Source organism: Bacteroidales bacterium, from assembly GCA_021157585.1.
Lineage (GTDB): Bacteria > Bacteroidota > Bacteroidia > Bacteroidales > UBA12170 > UBA12170.
In genome coordinates this window covers 1-18,137 of record JAGGWH010000109.1, presented here as the reverse complement: position 1 = coordinate 18,137, position 18,137 = coordinate 1, and the positions used below count along the sequence as shown (strand labels likewise).

General features: G+C 35.5%; 13 protein-coding genes. All 13 read left to right on the top strand.

What is annotated here, in order from left to right; translation table 11 throughout:
- Nucleotides 1-582 (top strand): hypothetical protein (locus J7K39_07805; GenBank protein MCD6179793.1); only part of this gene is annotated, 582 nt, incomplete at its 5' end.
- 277 nt (nt 583-859) lie between these two features.
- Entirely contained in the window at nt 860-1,294 is a 435-nt protein-coding gene (locus tag J7K39_07800; GenBank protein MCD6179792.1) for a thioredoxin family protein, read from the top strand.
- Nucleotides 1,295-1,392: 98 nt separating this feature from the next.
- Complete coding sequence (locus tag J7K39_07795) at nt 1,393-2,289, top strand: FAD:protein FMN transferase (GenBank protein ID MCD6179791.1); 897 nt, start codon at nt 1,393-1,395, stop codon at nt 2,287-2,289.
- Nucleotides 2,289-2,498: a DUF4266 domain-containing protein gene (locus J7K39_07790; protein MCD6179790.1), complete on the top strand. Its 210-nt coding sequence runs from the start codon at nt 2,289-2,291 to the stop codon at nt 2,496-2,498. The genes J7K39_07795 and J7K39_07790 overlap by 1 nt, the downstream gene beginning before the upstream one ends.
- A gap of 11 nt (nt 2,499-2,509) precedes the next feature.
- On the top strand, nt 2,510-3,910 hold the full coding sequence (locus tag J7K39_07785) for a DUF3570 domain-containing protein (protein MCD6179789.1): 1,401 nt from the start codon (nt 2,510-2,512) through the stop codon (nt 3,908-3,910).
- Nucleotides 3,911-4,233: 323 nt separating this feature from the next.
- On the top strand, nt 4,234-6,570 hold the full coding sequence (locus J7K39_07780; GenBank protein MCD6179788.1) for a TolC family protein: 2,337 nt from the start codon (nt 4,234-4,236) through the stop codon (nt 6,568-6,570).
- Entirely contained in the window at nt 6,567-7,649 is a 1,083-nt protein-coding gene (locus J7K39_07775) for an efflux RND transporter periplasmic adaptor subunit (protein ID MCD6179787.1), read from the top strand. The genes J7K39_07780 and J7K39_07775 overlap by 4 nt, the downstream gene beginning before the upstream one ends.
- A 26-nt stretch (nt 7,650-7,675) precedes the next feature.
- Entirely contained in the window at nt 7,676-10,801 is a 3,126-nt protein-coding gene (locus tag J7K39_07770) for an efflux RND transporter permease subunit (GenBank protein ID MCD6179786.1), read from the top strand.
- A 213-nt stretch (nt 10,802-11,014) separates the two neighbouring features.
- Nucleotides 11,015-12,334, top strand: a complete 1,320-nt coding sequence (locus tag J7K39_07765; protein MCD6179785.1) for an adenylate/guanylate cyclase domain-containing protein — start codon at nt 11,015-11,017, stop codon at nt 12,332-12,334.
- A gap of 116 nt (nt 12,335-12,450) precedes the next feature.
- The gene (locus tag J7K39_07760; GenBank protein MCD6179784.1) at nt 12,451-13,611 is read left to right on the top strand and encodes a hypothetical protein; all 1,161 of its coding nucleotides are present in this window, start codon (nt 12,451-12,453) and stop codon (nt 13,609-13,611) included.
- Nucleotides 13,612-13,643: 32 nt separating this feature from the next.
- Entirely contained in the window at nt 13,644-15,509 is a 1,866-nt protein-coding gene (locus tag J7K39_07755) for a hypothetical protein (GenBank protein MCD6179783.1), read from the top strand.
- 58 nt (nt 15,510-15,567) lie between these two features.
- Nucleotides 15,568-16,386 carry a phosphatase PAP2 family protein gene (locus J7K39_07750; GenBank protein MCD6179782.1) on the top strand — a complete coding sequence of 273 codons (819 nt, stop codon included), beginning with the start codon at nt 15,568-15,570 and terminating at the stop codon, nt 16,384-16,386.
- 16 nt (nt 16,387-16,402) lie between these two features.
- The coding region (locus tag J7K39_07745) for a hypothetical protein (GenBank protein ID MCD6179781.1) at nt 16,403-18,137 on the top strand (1,735 nt) is incomplete at its 3' end.

Here is an 18,137-nt window from a genome sequence, read left to right as displayed (position 1 = left end):
GATTGGGCAAATCTTTATTTGATGCAATTACGCATACCTTCTCTACAGGGGAACTCGCAACAGATTTTTGAGAATGCATTAAGTATCATTAAAAGAGTTTTGATTGATTCTTTAAAAAGAGATAGGTATGCCATTTGGGCTGTTTCTTCATTTCAGGTTTTTTGCGAAATGGCACTCTCAACGGATAAATCATTTCCTTCTATTTATAAAAAACTCGATTTTTCTCCAATTCCGTTAGATTTGATAAATAATTCTAATAAGCTTAAAGAGTTTTATGCGCATTTTTTTAAAAGTATAGCAGTAGCTATTGAACTTCGTGATTCGGCGTTTTTAATGAAACTGCTAAAAATGATTTCCATTGATGATGCAACTTTGATGGGAGAGGGAACTTTGTTGACAAAATTTCAACAAACCTTAAACGATACCATGGATATGCGCCCCGAATTTGCTGCCGAGTTTAATTTTATTTACGCTTTAGCTCCTATTTTAAAATCCAATTTTCCTAATCTGACTTTGTTTATTGATTACCTCGAAAAGCAAAATTTCGCTGGCTTGCATTATTTTTTTACGGCGATTAAGTAAGTTTTCTTCCTATTTTAATTTCTTTTTATGCTTTAATTCAAGCGTTCTCATCTGTGTGTTGTAATGCTTAAAGTATGTTAAAAGTTAAATATATAGATGAGAAAATGTTTGACGGAAGTGAATATTAACTAACTTTGCCGAAGTTCGCTGTTGAAGGTCTATAGACTAAGCTTTACTTTTGTATATCTAAATTTTCTGGATCTTACTAAAAGCCTTCGATAGCCTAAAAGAGGAAAAAGCTTCCTTTAAATAATGCGTAAATTTTAATACAATAGAAATGAGAAAAAAGATGATTTTAGGTTTTGTATTTGCTTCCTTTGTGATGATTCTAAATGCCCAAGAGTGGCAAACAGATCTCAATCAGGCAAAAGCAAAAGCTGTTGAAGAAGGTAAGAATATCGTCTTGGTTTTTCAAGGCTCCGATTGGTGTGCACCGTGCATGAAATTAGAAAAGGAAATTTGGACCAATGATGAGTTTAAGACTTACGCAAAAGATTATTTTGTGATGCTCTTGGCCGATTTTCCAAAAAAGAGAGGCAACGCTTTATCTCCTGAGCAGCAAGAAAAGAACAATAAACTTGCAGAAACTTATAATAAGAATGGATTTTTCCCATTGGTTGTAATCCTTGATAAAGAGGGTAATGTACTTGGGCAAACGGGCTATAAAAAAATGTCTCCAAGTGAGTATATTGAACACCTTGCCTCTTTCTAAATCAATTTAGCGTGAAGAAATATTCTATCCTCATATTGGTACTTTTGTTTACTGCAAATTCATTTTCGCAGCAAATTTCTAAGCGAACCCTTAAATTAATGGGCAGTCGTTTTGATATTACCGTGCTTGCGGATGATAGTGCTCAGGCGAATCAATACATTGATATGGCAATACATGAGATCAGTAGAATAGAAAAGCTGATTTCGTCTTGGGATACTAATTCTCAAACCTCAGAAATTAATAGAAACTCAGGCATTCGCCCGGTGAAGGTCGATAAAGAGCTGCTAAATCTTATTGAGCGCGCCATTGGCCTTTCAAAACTTACCGATGGGGCTTTTGATATTACCTACGCTTCTATGGATAGAATCTGGAAGTTTGATGGCAGTATGACTACAATGCCTTCTGATGAAGAAATTAAAGCTTCTGTGGCTAAAGTGGGCTATCAAAATATTGTGCTTGATAAAGAAAATTCTACGGTCTATCTGAAGTTGAAAGGTATGAAAATAGGATTTGGCGGTATTGGAAAAGGTTATGCCGCGGATAAAGCCAAAGCTTTATTGATTAGTAAAGGTGTTCGCGCTGGAATTATCAATGCCTCTGGCGATATGAATACCTGGGGCAGACAAGCCAATGGAGAGGAGTGGAGAGCGGCTATTACAAATCCTTTAGATAAGCATAAAGTATTTGCATTACTTCCAATAAGCAATGGTGCTTTGGTTACTTCGGGGAATTATGAAAAGTACGTCATTTTTAACGGAAAACGCTATACGCACATTATCAATCCGAAAACGGGTTATCCATCCAGCGGAATACTAAGTGTTTCGGTATTTGCTCCCAAGGCAGAGCTAGCCGATGCTTTAGCTACTTCAGTATTTGTGATGGGGAAAGAAGTAGGTTTAAACAGAATAAATCAATTGCCAAAAGTGGAATGCATTATCATCGATGACAAAGGCAAGATATACAAATCCAACAATATTAAAATTGAAAATATATGATGAAAAAACTCATTTTTTACAGTCTGATCCTGAGCTTGTTTAGCTCTTGTGTCACGGTTAGAGAATACGAAAAAGTAAAGATTAATGATGCAGATATGGCCTTGTCAACAAGAAAAGTGAATCGTTTTGCAGCTCTTTTTCAATCTTATAGAGAGGCAGCTTCAGGAGCCAATGGCGGCAAAACAGGTGGTGGTTGTGGGTGTAACTAATAATTAAGTGTATGAAGAAGATCTTAATACTATCAGTACTATTTTCACTAATTTCTCTTGGCTATGCCCAAGAAAAAGCGCAAGACTCAACTAGTGTATACAAAAAGCGTGTTTTAGAAAACGTTGAAGTAGACTTTTTAGCTAGTTACTACACTCAAGATGGATCTAATGCTGCTGTTACCGGTGGCATAGGTACCGAAGAACTCACTGATTTTGCTCCTTCGTTTGTAATATCCATACCTTTAAATGATGATGATGTATTGACTATTGATGCAGGTATATCTGCATACACATCAGCATCTTCCAGTAATATAAATCCTTTTGATGGAGGTGTTGTTGCGTTCTCAACGGCTTCTTCCAGTAATAAAAGTATTTCTGATGATGATGATGATGATGACGATTATGATAATCAGCTTGCAGACCCTTTTGTAGCTTCTTCGGGTGCTTCATCCAGCGATGTTTGGGTGAACTTAACAGGAACTTATAGCCACAGTTCCGATGATAGAAATAATATATGGTCAGCTAAAATTTCTTTATCAAAGGAGTATGATTATGCTTCATTTGGTTTTGGTGGAAGTTATACCAAGCTTTTTAACGAAAAAAATACAGAATTAAGTTTAAATGCTAACGTCTATTTTGATAAATGGAATCCATTATACCCTGTTGAGTTGCAATCCTATGCCGAGGAATTAGAGGGGACGAGTAGCACATTATTTACGGAGTTTACCCTTACGGGAAATCTAGATTATAATCCAATATTTGCAGAATTTGAAGACGAAAATAGGAACTCGTATTCCATAGGTTTAGGATTTTCGCAAATACTTTCAAAAAGATTGCAAGGTTCTTTAGCTTTAGATATTGTTCAGCAAGAAGGTCTGTTGTCAACTCCTTTTCAAAGGGTGTATTTTGCCGATATAGAGGATTCTTTTATCGAGAACTTTCAATTGGCTGATGCTATTGAACAATTGCCCGATACTAGGCTTAAGTTAGCTGTTGGTGGGCGTTTAAATTATTATATCAACGAAATTTTTGTGCTGAGAACATATTATCGCTATTATTCTGATGATTGGGGCATTCGTTCGCATACCGCAAGTATAGAGCTTCCTATAAAAATATCAAGTAAGTTTACCTTGTATCCTTCGTATCGTTTTTATAATCAAACGGCGGCGGATTATTTTGCCCCCTATGAAGAACACCTTTCAACAGAAGAGTTTTATACTTCAGATTACGATTTGTCTGAATTTACTGCAAACCAGTATGGTTTCGGTGTTTCTTATACCGATGTGTTTACGAGTTTTAGAATATGGAAGTTTGGGCTAAAAAGTATTGACTTAAACTTTCACCAATACGAAAGAGATTCTGGACTAAAGGCCAGTGTTATTACTGGTGGACTTAAGTTTATACTTGATTAATTAGTAAAAAGAAGAGATTTGTTTTTTGTTCATTTTAAAAGCGTAGAGATCTTTTTTTACGTTTTTTTCACTTTAGTTAATAAAATAAATGGGATTTATCAAGCCGGTTAGTAAATATTAACTAACTTTGCAGAAAATTGATTATTACGGTGGCTTTAAAAGGAATTGAGCAGGAAAATTTAACTGAAATTGTTTGCGCGAAAAGCAAAATCCATTGCAATATAAAGAATTAATAACTAACTTTGAAAAAACTCAATAATGAAAAGAATCGATTATAAACGAATAGAATATAGTATCGCATGAAAAATAGCAAAACATTTTTTATGGTAATCCTATGGCTTGTGTTTTCCACTACAGTTATACAAGCACAATCAACGCTTAAAATAGGAATTTGCAAAGATGCAAATTCGCTTGAGCTTGATCAACTTACGGAGAATTTTAAATCGGAAATAGAGGCACTAAATCTCGCAAGATTAGACCTTACATTTAAAGAGCTGAGTGCCGGTTGGGATTCTGATATCGCTAAACAGAATATTCAAGTCTTAATGGATGATCCCGAGCTTGATTTGGTGGTAACTATTGGATACATATCATCCAACGAAATAGCTAAATTTACAAGTTTTCAAAAACCAGTTGTTGCAGCAAATATCTTCGATGGAGAATGGCAAGGACTATCACTTCAAGAGGGTAAATATACGGGAGTACATAATTTCACCTATATCGAATCCTTTTTTAATTTGAAAAAGGATATCATTTCCTTTTCCAAAATGTTTGAAATCAAACATTTAGCAATTATTGTTCCGGAATCTTTTAAAGATAACTTCCCGAAAATCACGCATTATTTAAAACAAAATGCAATTGATTTGAATGCAACATTTGTTTCGGCAGGACATAGTAGTTTAGAAGCTTTATCAAATTTACCATCAAATACTGATGCTGCTTTTGTGCTTCCATTGGTACGGTATTCGCAAGCAGAAATAGAAAAACTATTTACAGAGCTTAACAAGCAGACTATTCCTTCAATGGCCGTTAGCGGTGTTGATTATTTAGAAAAAGGAGCTACGGTTACACTAAGTCCCGAATTTACTTTTCAGCAATTAGGCCGTCAGTTAGCTTTACGTATATTAAAAATTAGCGAAGGATTGGATGCTGCAAAGGTTTCAGTAAATATCGAAGGTGTAAACCAAGTCCCCATTGTTAATATGGAGAGTGTTCGTCTTATCAATAAATTTCCCGAATGGAGTATTCTTAATGAATCCATATTGCTTAACCTTACAAATTTCCCCAAGGGTAAAGAACTAAATTTACGAATGGCTATCGCCGAAGCTCTTGAAAATAATATTCAAGGAAAAATGGCTAAGCAAGATGTGAAAATGGCTGAAAAAGATGTTCGTATTGCCAAATCAAATTATCTTCCTCAAGTAGAGGTTTCAGGAACAGGTCTTGGTTTAAGCGAAAACCTTGTAGAAGCATCGATGGGGCAAAGAGGTGAGTTTACGATAACGGGATCTGCATCACTAAAACAAGTTATTTTCTCGGAACAAGTTATTGCCAATATCGCAATCAAAAAGCTGCTTGCAGATAATATGGAAATCTTTGATAAAAAAACCAGTCTGGATATTATCTCAAATACATCAGGAGTTTATGTTGGTTTGTTATTTGCAAAAAGCAATTTGCTAATTCAAAACGAAAATGTGAATGCTACAATGGAAAATCTTGAATTGGCAAAAGCAAGAAAAGAGATTGGGCAGACTAGTGTTTCTGATGTAAATCGTTGGGTAAGTGAGCTTAACATGAATAAAATGAAGCTGAATGATGCCTATACAATGTATAGAAGCAATATGTATAAAATCAATCAAATACTGAATAAGCCGATTGATGAGCATATTAAGATTCCCGATTCTAGCAGCATCGATAAGAGCATAGTATTGAACCAAGATTTATTGGCTAAGATTTTTGAGAACCCAGTATTAACAGAGAAATATGCGGATTTTATAATTGATGAAATGAGAATGAACTCTCCTGAAATACAGCAATTAGCCAAAAATAAGGAAATAATAGAGCAAAAAAGCTTGATGTATAAGCGTCAATCTTTTATTCCTCAGGCTGCTCTTTTTGCGGGAGCAGATCAAGCTTTTGTAAGAGAAGGTGTAATTGTAAATCAGCAATTACCCGTTCCACCACCACCTGATGATATTACTTGGAATGCAGGAATTCGTTTAAGTATTCCCATTTTTGAAGGAGGTAGAAAAGTAGCCGAAAGGCAAAAATCAATGATTGAACTGGATAAATTAGATTTTCAGACAGAAAATACAATAAACCAGCTTGAAAGTGGAATTAGGACTAATGTTCAAAAATTAAGAACCTCCTTTTTAGAGTTGGAATTATCAAACAATGCTGCAAAAGCTGCAGAGGGTAATTTTAACATTGTTCAAGACGCCTATGTGCAAGGTGTAGCCGATCTTATTCAACTTATTGATGCACAAAGCGTAATGATTAAAACAAAGTATATGGCAAATATAGCCTACTATCAATATGTGCTGGATTATATTCAAATAGAGCGACTACAAGGTAAATTTACATTTTTAAGCACTGAGAAAGAAAGAGAAACGTATATAAATCGTATACAAGAATATTTAGTAAAAGGTAAACAGATATGAAATTATATCAAGGAATAATAGTATTGGCATTATTGTTTGTTGGATGCAACAGAAAAGAAGAAGCTAAAGAAGTAATTCGTCCCGTATATTACCAGAAAGTTGCAGAGTCTGCAACTTCTGATACGCGTTATTTTGCAGGTATCTCAAAAGCTCAGAATGAAGCAAAGCTAAGTTTTAAAGTTGGTGGAATTCTCGAGAAACGATATTTTAAATTGGGCGAAAGAGTAAATGAAGGAGAAGTTTTAGCTTACCTAAATAGCGATGATTATAAGATTAATTATGACAAAGCATTGGCTTCAAAAAAGAATGCAGAAGTACAATTAACAGCTGCCAAATCAAGTTTTGAGAGAATAGAAGTTTTGTACGGTAATAACAATGCTTCTTTGAATGATTTTGAAAAAGCAAAGGCACAATACGAAACGGCTTTATCTATGGTGAGCATCTCTAAGTCACAGTTAGTTGCTGCTGAGAATCAATTGAGTTATACTAAGCTTAAAGCTCCATTTTCAGGTTCTATTTCAAGAATCTTAGCACAAGAAAATGAAATGGTTGGTGCCGGTATGCCTGTCCTAATCTTTTCATCGGATAAGGATATCGAAATAAATACTTTTATTCCTGAAAATCTTGTTCAGAATATTGAAACCGGGCAAAAAGTGAAGGTGCAGTTTTCCGCTAAATTGGATCAATCTTTTGAAGGCGTAATTTCAGAGATTGGACTGAGTTCAAGCAGATCGTCTACCTATCCGCTGGTCATCCGATTGGTAAATCAATCAACTCAAATACTTCCGGGGATGGCATGTACTATCGAAATAGCTTTTAGAAAAAATACTGAAATGTCTGAATATATTGTAATTCCTTCTGATGCGGTTGCCCACGATGAAGGTGGTGATTTTGTTTATGTTCTTAAAAAGGCTGAAGATGATGGTATTTATTTGGCTAAAAGAAGGAATGTTACGCTTGGAAAACTCTTGCCAGAAGGTTATGAAATAAAGGAAGGACTAAGTACGGAAGAGACTATTATTACTGCCGGACTTAGTTTTATGTACGACGGAAGAAGAGTGTCTTTAGTGAAAAAATAATTAATTGATATTTTTAGATAGAACGGATGAATCTGACAAAACTCACATTAAATAATAGTAGGATAACGATAATAGTTTTTATTATTGTAGGCCTTATGGGGATAATCAATTACTTTGATTTATCCCGAAATAGTATGCCTCCTTATACCATCAGAATAGCTTCTGTGGTTACGCATTTTCCGGGTGCAGGCCCTCAAAAAGTTGAAACTTTAGTTACCGATGTGCTGGAGGAAGCTATTCGTGAAATGGTGGAAGTAAAAACCATAGAAAGTGAATCAAGAACAGGCTTATCAGTAATTACTGTAAAACTGAACGACAATATCACTCAGGATGAACTACAGCCCGTTTGGGATGAACTAAAATCAAAAGTAGGCGAAGTAAGAGTAAAACTTCCGCAAAATATATTTGGCCCAATTGTTAAAGATAAAGACATTGGAACAATATTCGGTATCATATTAGGGCTTACAAGTGATGGAGTTCCTTACAATGTGTTGGAAGATTATGCCGAGGATGTAAGAGATCAATTATTGCAATTACCTGATGCCGCAAAAGTGAAATATGGAGGCGTACAGGAAGAAAGAATCTTCATAGAATTCGACGACCAACAATTGTCGAGATATGGATTAAATTCAGCTCAGCTTAAAAATATTATTTCAAGCACAAATATTCTTTACCCGGGAGGTGAAGTGAATGTTGGCAAAGAACGTATTTTGCTAGAACCAACAGGTAGTTTCGAATCTGTTGATGATATTAAAAGAACATTAATTCCCACAGGAACCGGAGAAACTGTTTTCTTAGGTGATATCACCCATATTTATCAGGATTATATTACCCCCAAACAAAAGATTGTTAAAGTAGATGGGAAACCGTCGATAGCCTTATTTATTTCATTGAAAAAGGGAGCAAATATTGTTCGATTAGGTAAAGATGTGGATAAAATACTACCGGAAATAAACGCTTCATTACCCTTTGGTGTTGAAGTCGTCCGCTTAGCTTCTCAAGATAAAATTGTAAACAAACAGGTGAACGACTTTCTTGTTAACTTAATCCAAAGTGTTTTGATTGTTCTGGCTGTAATGCTTTTCTTTTTGGGATTTAGAACGGGTAGTTTGGTTGCTGCATTAATTCCTATGGTCATTGTTTCAGCTTTCTTTTTTCTGAATTTAATTGATCTGGGACTCAATAAAGTATCGCTCGCTGCCCTTATTATTTCACTGGGATTATTAGTTGATAATGGTATTGTGATGGCAGAATCTATACTGGTTCTGGTGCAAAAAGGAAAAACTACCTTTGAAGCGAGTGTTGCTTCCAGCAAAATTTTACTCGTTCCCCTTCTAATCTCATCGCTTACCACTTCTGCAGCATTTTTATCTTTTGCTTTAGCAGAAACACCTATGGGCGAAATGGCATCGCCATTGTTTGCTGTTGTTACTATTGCCTTGTTAAGCTCCTGGTTTTTAACCTTTACCTTTATTCCTTTATTGGCATTGGTATTTGTTAAGAGACAAAAGGAAGATAAAGAAAAGAAAGTGGGTATGGTGGATAGAAATATGAACAGAGTTAATCTTTGGTACAACAAAGTTCTTGTTAAAGTATTAAAGAAACCTGCTGTTTTTATGTCGGTGATTTTAGCCTTATTTATTTTAGCGGTGCTCGCTATGCCCGGTTTACCATTTAAATTGGTTCCTGATAGTGATAGAAATCTGGTAACGGTTGATGTTAAATTCCCTTCAGGAACGCAAATCGAGATTACGGAAAAAGCATTGGGTCTTATCGAGAATTACATCTTGGATTCCTTACTTGTTGACCAAGATGAAAAACCAGGAGTTCTAGATTTTTCTTCTTTTATCGGCGAAGGCCCGGAACCTTATGATCTTGGTTATTTCAAAAATGAAATAAATTCCAGTTACGCTCATATGCTCTTGAATACAACGGGCGACTTAGACAACGATTATGTTATAGCTAAACTCGATAAATTTTGTTTTAACACTATTCCTGATGCTGATATTCGGGTGAATAGGTTAACGGGTGCCGGAGCATCCGGAACACCTGTTGAAATTCGTATCTCAGGTAAGGATCCTGATAAATTGGCGGCCATTTCCAAACAGGTTAAGGAAGAGTTAACAAATACCGAGGGAACAAAAAATATAACCGATGATTGGGGTCCAAAAATAAAGAAACTCATTGTTAATATTAAAGAAGACAAGGCGCAACGCGTTGGCTTAACCAACAGAGATATTGCTATGGCGCTTAGTGCGGGTTTATCTGGCTTTAAGATCGGTGATTTTAGAGAAAAAGATAAAAGTATCCCCATTTATATGCAAGATATAAATAGTGGAGAACACGATATCAAATCCATTGAAAGCTTTAATATTTATTCCCCAATGTCACATCAAAGTGTACCTCTTTCTCAGGTTGCAGATGTGGAAATAGATTGGCAATTCTCAAAAATAATACGGAAAGATTTAAATAGAACAATGACGGTAGGTGCTTATTTGCAACCCGGATACAGCGCAAAGGATATTTTCACAGCTATCAGTCCGTGGATGGATACCCAAAAATTATCTTGGGACATTGGCTACGATTATGAATTTGGTGGTGAAGATGAGGATACAAGCGATAATTTAGGTGCTATTGTAGATTGGCTACCCTTGTCGTTTAGTATAATATTGTTGCTTTTGGTTTTACAATTTAATTCTATAAGAAGATCGCTTATTGTTGTGGTAACAATACCACTAGGCTTAATTGGTGTAGTGATAGGTTGGTATATAGGGCAGTCCTTTGTTAGCTTTTTTGGTATACTTGGTGTTATTGCATTGGCCGGAATAGTGATTAACAATGCCATTATTCTGATTGATAGGATTGATGTGGAAAAGACGGCTGATCCGTCGCTTCCTATGCAGGATGCAGTTATAAATGCTGCCAATCATAAATTTAGACCCGTAATATTAACCACACTAACGACTTCTCTCGGGATGCTACCTTTGTTGATTAGTGGTGGCTTATTATGGCAGCCTTTGGCTTTGGCTATTATGTTTGGTCTATTCTTTGGAACAGTGATTATATTACTGTTTGTTCCTGTTTCATATAGCATTTTATTTAAAATACGGTTTAAAGACTATCAATTTGATAAATCAAAATTGCAACATTAAAACACTGTTTTATTGATTTTGGCAACTTATATTTATTGTTTTGAGCTTAATTTTTTATTTCAAAATAAATGCAAAACATCTTGTAGTACTAACTATTCGCTAACTTTGTTAGAAATAGATTGTAATTATTTAATATAATTTGCCATAATGGCTAAGTATAGTATAATTTTGAACAAATTATTAATATTGATTTAAAGTAAAGTGGAATTTGAAATGCAAAAGGATAAGCCAGAATTATTGTCGGTTAAGGAAACATTTAATAGCGAAATATCAAAAAGTGAACGTTTGCGTGCCACAATACTTATTGGTCTTTTAGCCCTTGAAGCTGTATTTTTGTTGGTTATCTATTTCTTTTATAGCCATGAATACTTGCTTGTATTTAAGTCCAATATTGCTATATATACGATATTAATTTTTACATTTATTATTATTGTCTACGAATTTTTAATTCTTTATCTAGTTAAGAAAACGCCAGGAAGGTTTAGCCTTCATTCCCGATTCTTTAGTTTTTTTAATAGTTTTTCGGAAATCTCCTTACTTACTCTTCTTTTGGTTGTCATTGTTGAAAATCTTGACCAAACTACCATCTTACAGGCACCAGCCTCATTAACGTATTTTATCTTTATTGTTCTTTCTACGTTTCGACTAAATTTTAAACTTTCTGTTTTTACTGGTGCTCTTGCTGCTGTTGAGTTCGTTGCGGTATCTATCTATTATTCAACCTATTATGGGAGTTTTACTGTAGATAGTACTCATCCCGACTTAACAGGCATGGAGTACTTAGGACAAGGCTTAATTATGCTGATTACAGGAATAGCAGCAGGTTTTGTTGCCGATCTTATCAATAAGAAGATGATCGTTTCCTGGAATAATATTCAAGAAAAAAACGAGGTAATCGATTTATTTGGACAACAAATATCTCCCAAGATTGTAGATAATATCTTATCAAATAGAAACGAACTTTCAGGATCGAGAAAGGACGTTTGCATAATGTTTCTTGATATTCGACAGTTTACAAAGTATGTGGATCATCATCAACCGGAAGAAGTTGTTTCTTATTTGAATACATTATTTGGTTTTATGATTGAAAGTGTAGAATCTCATCAAGGTGTCATAAATCAGTTTTTAGGTGATGGCTTTATGGCTACTTTTGGTGCTCCTGTAGCCGTTGGAAATAGCAGTCAACTCGCAACTGAAGCTGCTCAAGAGATTATTGCTAAAATAAGTAGTGAGTATCATCAAGGAAATATTCCCGAAACACGTATTGGTATTGGTCTTCATTACGATGAGGCTGTAACCGGAAATATTGGTTCTGCCACGCGCAAGCAGTATTCAATTACAGGCAAAGTGGTTATTATGGCATCGCGAATAGAACAGTTAAACAAGAAATACAATACAAGTCTTCTAATTTCTAAAGAAGTATACAGTCAGCTAAATAGTAGTACACAATCTACATTTGACTGGCTTGAAGATTCAAAAGTAAAAGGGAGCGAAAAAATGATTTCGCTCTATAAATTTGTTACAAAGAACTAACCCTTTAATAATAGAGCAGATGAAACGAGCATGATTAAGATAATTATTAAACCCCAAAAGGATAATTCTATTAATCTTGCGGCTTCTATCTGACCGAAACATAAAATTATAAGCAGATGAAAATTAATTCAGAATTATTAAAAGAGATTGAAAAATATGTTACTGATCTTATCTTGAAAGAATCGCCTGATAATCTAATCTATCATACGGTTAACCATACAGCTATGGTTGTGAGGAATGCTGGTATTATTGGAAAAAAAGAAAGACTGAATACAGATGAAATGAATATCCTTTTGGTTAGTGCTTGGTTTCACGATACGGGTTACATCAAAAAATATCTTGGGCACGAAAAAGAAAGTGTGGCTATTGCTACTGATTTTCTGACCACTAAGGGTGTTGATAAAGAAAGTATTGCTCTTGTTTCAGAATGTATTATGGCAACTACCTTTCCTCAAAAGCCCAAGACTAAAATTGCAGAAGCTTTGTGTGATGCCGATATGATGCATCTAGGAGAGGAAAGCTATTTTGAGCTTGCAGAAAAGTTAAGACAAGAATTGAAAGCAGCAAACATCAAAGCATTGAAGAAAGCTGAATTTGAAAAAGAATCGATTGATTTTTTCAAGGCGCATACTTTTTATACAAACTATTGTCGAGGAGAAATCACCAAAATGAAAGAGAAAAATTTAAAACGTCTTGAAAGTGGCGCAATTAAGCGAGAGCTGAAAAAGAAGATTGAAGCTGAGCAAGCAAAGAAATATTCGCGAGGCGTAGACTCAATGTTTAAACTTACCGCTCGAAATCAAATCAGCTTAAGCTCGATAGCGGATAATAAATCCAATATTCTGATATCGCTCAATGGTATTATTATTTCGCTTGGTTTGGCTGCAATCGCTAGTAAATTCAAAGAAGAGCCTGCTATCATTATACCAATGTTAATTTTTATTGTTTTTAGTTTATCAACTATTATTTTGGCCATTTTATCTACACGTCCTAATATTTCTACGGGCGATTTTTCTCAAGAAGATATAAAGCAGGGAAAGGTGAATATGTTGTTTTTCGGGAACTTTTATAAGATGAAACTTGAAGAATATGAAATGGCCATTAAAGAAATGATAAATAACGATCAGTATTTATATTCTACAATGACCAAAGATCAATATGCTTTGGGAAAGGTGCTTGCAAAAAAATATAAATTATTACGCTGGGCCTATAATATATTTATGGTGGGAATTGTGGTTTCTGTTCTCGCTTTTTTGCTGGTATTCTTGCAATTATAAATGTGTTGGGGTAGAATTTTAAAATTAGAAAGATGAAAAATCAACAAAAATTACAATCAATAAATAATCAGATTGAAGAAATTATAAGCAAAGCAAAAGAGCTTGAACTAAATAATAATGATCTAATCTCAAAAGTTCATCCTGTCTATCGAGAAAGTGCTTTGAACCTAACCCATTATCTAGCTTTCAGAAGCTTTGCTATTGATGAGTTGCAAGATAAGCTAAAGTATATGGGTTTGCCCGATTTGGCAAATATTGAAGGCCATGTGATGAAAAGTTTGCTTGCCATCAAAACAATTATCAATCACTTAATTGGAAACAATGTAATTGAAAAGCAAAAGGGGATTATCTCCATTAAAAAAAGCGAAAAACTGCTCCGAAAAAATACAGAACGTCTATTCGGCTATAAATCAAAGAAAAGACGCACTCGAATTATGGTCACCTTGCCATCCACGGCAGCCGAAGATTATTCTATGGTCAATCGTTTGATTGGTTTGGGGATGAATAGCGCCCGAATTAATTGTGCTCACGATGAACCCGAAGTTTGGGCAAAAATGATTGCTAATGTAGATAGAGCCAATAATGCATCGCAAAAGAACTGTAAAGTGATGATGGATCTTGGTGGACCAAAACTGAGGACGGGAGCAATGAAGGACGGTCCCAAACTCATTCACATCAAACCGCAACGCGATCAGACAGGAAAAGTTACTAAAGCCGCAAAAATTTGGATAGCACCACCTGATATTCTTCCTCCCAACGATACTGCAGATGCTATAATTCCTATTGATGAGGTCTTACTGGAGAAAATCAAACGCGGAAATACAATTTATTTTACGGATACGCGTGAAAAGAATTGCAAAATCACAATCGAAAAAAAACAAGGCAAAGGAAAATGGGGCATTTGTTATGATTCGGCTTATATCTCAACAGGTACGGAGCTGACCATAAAAAAAGAGAATGCAAGTGGAAAAGAAAAGGTTTTTGTGGGCGAATTATTGCCTATGGAACAATTTATTACACTTTTTATTGGCGATAAACTCATTCTGCATGCTGATCCAATACCCGGTGAGTCTGCGCAATATAACGATGAAGGTGAGCTTTTAGAACATGCCCATGTTTCTTGTACACTGCCCGAGATATTTAAAGATGTTAAGAAAGGCGAACCTATCTTTTTTGATGATGGGAAAATAGAAGGGATAATTGAAGAAGTTAATGCTGATAGCTTATTGATTGATATTATTTATGCGCGGAATACAGGAGCTAAACTAAAAGCCGACAAAGGAATCAATCTGCCCGATAGTAAGCTAAGCGTAAGTGGATTAACGGAAAAAGATAAGAAAGATCTTGAATTTGTTGCCCTAAATGCCGATACCGTGAATTTTTCATTTGTAAACGATGAAAACGACGTGCAGCAACTTTTGGATGAACTAAGCAAATACGAAACCTCTTTGGGTATAATTCTAAAAATAGAGACTCAAAAAGGCTTTAAAAACTTACCCCGTATTTTGCTAAAAGCAATGCAAACATTCCCAACAGGGGTAATGATTGCTCGGGGCGATTTGGCAATAGAAACAGGTTGGAAGAATTTTGCCAGTATTCAGGAAGAGATTTTACGTATTTGTGAAGCAGCGCATATTCCTGATGTCTGGGCAACACAAGTATTGGAAAGCTTGGCCAAGAAAGGTGTTCCAACTAGATCGGAAATAACAGATGCAGCTTTGGCGCAACGTGCCGAATGTGTGATGCTGAATAAAGGAATGTATATTGATAAAGCCGTAAAAATGTTGGATAAGATTTTGAGACGAATGCAGCGCTTTCAAAAGAAAAAGGAAACAATACTCCCTAAACTCTCTGATCCGGAAAATTTGACGATATCTCATGATCCTTTTAATGTTTAACAGAACGTGTAAAAATATACGCTTAACTCAGATTTTATCTGCGAAAAAGATAATATTGATGCTGCTCCTGACGAGTCCTTTTGCTTTTGTTATGGCACAACAGGATTCATTAGTGGATAGCAAAGTATACCAATTCAATCGTAAAGTAGAAATCCCTTTAAACATTGTTCATCATACTGTAAATTATTATGGCTTTCAGGTTTTGAGGCGGAAACCCAAATTAATTTCAACTCAAGTTTCAGCGCTAAATGCCAATGATGTTTGGTTTTTTGATCGACATGCCGCAACACAAACCTATTCCTATTCTACGCGCGAGAATGCAATAAAAGTTTCGGATGTAGTTATGAATATTATGTTGATGCTTCCATTCGGTTTAGTACTGGATAAAGAAGTACAAAAAGACTGGCTTGATATTATGTTTCTGTATCTTGAAACGCAAGCTGTAAACCTGAGCTTATCCTATACGGGCCCTTTGTTAACGACTCGAGAAAGGCCTTTTGTCTATTATCCCGAAATACCTTTAGAGGAGAAATTGAAAATGGGATCAACAGATTCTTTTTTTAGTGGACATACTTCAACCACTGCAGCAGCCTCATTTTTTATGGCTAAAGTGTATACCGACTTACACCCCGAGACAGAAGGAAAGAAATGGTTGTTTTACGTGGCTGCACTTGCTCCACCCGTCGTGGTAGGTTATTTTAGGTACAAAGCTTTAAAACATTTCCCTACCGATGTTTTGACGGGAATAGCCGTTGGAGCTGCTTCAGGAGTTCTTATTCCGTATCTTCATAAAAAGAAGGAAGGGAAAAATAAAAACCTTACAGTGCTTCCCTTCGCAGGAACATCATCAGGATTATTAGTTCAATATAAATTTTGATCTTTATCTTTAAAAAATGAATGTAAAGTTTAAATATGTAAATCACTTTCTGCTGCTGTTGTTTGTCTTCAGTATAGATGTTGTAAGTGCGCAAAAATCAAACTCTTACAGTATTTTATTTACAGGGAATAGTACGGAAGATGTGCAGAATGATGAGCTGATTAATCAATGGAAAGCAGCATCACAAAATACAAATAAGCTCGCATTTTTAATGCTGGGAAATGTTTATGATCTTAAAGAAGATAAGTTCTCAGATATCTTTCTCTCAAACAGCAATCATCCTTTGTTATTGGCTCCGGGAGAAAAAGAATGGGCGAATGGAGGGGCATCAGGAAAGCAATTAATAAAAGATATTGAGGATAAACTTAAGAATGAATACCGAGGCTTCGCCTATATGCCGGATGCTGCTTGTCCGGGACCCAAAGAGGTGGTTTTGAATGAGCATTTAGTGGTGATTCTTATTGATAGCCATTGGTGGGTACATAAATACGATAGGCGTTTTAATAAGTGTGGAATAGAATCAAATGCGGATGTTTTACTTCAAATAGAAGATGCTATTCGAAGACATTATTCTTCAAAGCATATTGTAATTGCAGCACATCAGGCGCTGAAAAGTTATGGAAATAGTGGAGGCTATTTTTCTTTTCAACAGAGTATTTTAGAAGCTCCTTACACTTTGTATCGGAAGGCTCTGGGGACAAGAAAAGACAATCATCATCCTGATTTTAAAGCTTTTCGTAATGCAATGCTTTCTATTTTGGATAAATACCCTGATGTTGTTTATCTTTCAGCAGGAGATGAAAATTTGCAATATTTTACTTCAAACAATGTTCATCATATTATCTCAGGTTCCTTTACGCAAACAAAATTTGTTTCTTCTGAAGGACCTGAATTTGTAAAAGCTGAAAAAGGCTTCGGACGCTTAAATTTTTCTGCTCAAGGAGATTGTGAACTTGTTTTTACGGGTAGTAAAGGAGAGCTTTATCGGAAAACAATTTATAAAAAATCATTTGTAAGTGATTCGGTGCAAAAAGAAACCTTTTTATTGCCTTCTGACAGTGCAGTGCTTAAAGCCAGTGAAAAATACAATAAATCGGAGGCGGCTTATTTCTGGGTGGGTAAAAATTATCGTGATGTCTGGAATACTCCAATAAAAGTTTCGGTATTTGATATCGGCACTAAAAAAGGAGGATTGCGTGTTCTTAAGCGTGGGGGTGGACAGCAAACGCAATCGCTTAGGCTGGAAGATGAAAATGGGAAACACTATGTGCTTCGCTCTGTCGAGAAAAATGTTGAAGGTGCCTTACCAACTGAACTGAAAAATACCTTGCTCGTAAATGTTGTGCAAGATCAAATATCAGCATCCAATCCTTATGCTGCTTTGGTTGTAGCAGAGCTTGCGGAGAAAGCGGGTGTTTTTCATACTAATCCTGAAATTGTTTATGTTCCTGATGATCCTCGTTTTGGTATTTATCGAAAGGATGTTGCAAACCAACTCTTCCTTTTTGAAGAGCGCCCCGATAAGGATAGACAAGACGTAGCCAGCTTTGGCGCTTCTAAAAATATAATCTCTACCGATGAAGTAATCGATAAGATTTTTAATGATGAAGATCATTTTGTCGACTCAGATGCAATTATCAGAGCTCGGGTATTTGACATTCTCCTAAACGATTGGGACAGACACGATGACCAATGGCGTTGGGCAAGTTTTAAAAATAAGGGAAAAACAATTTATAAACCCATCCCACGAG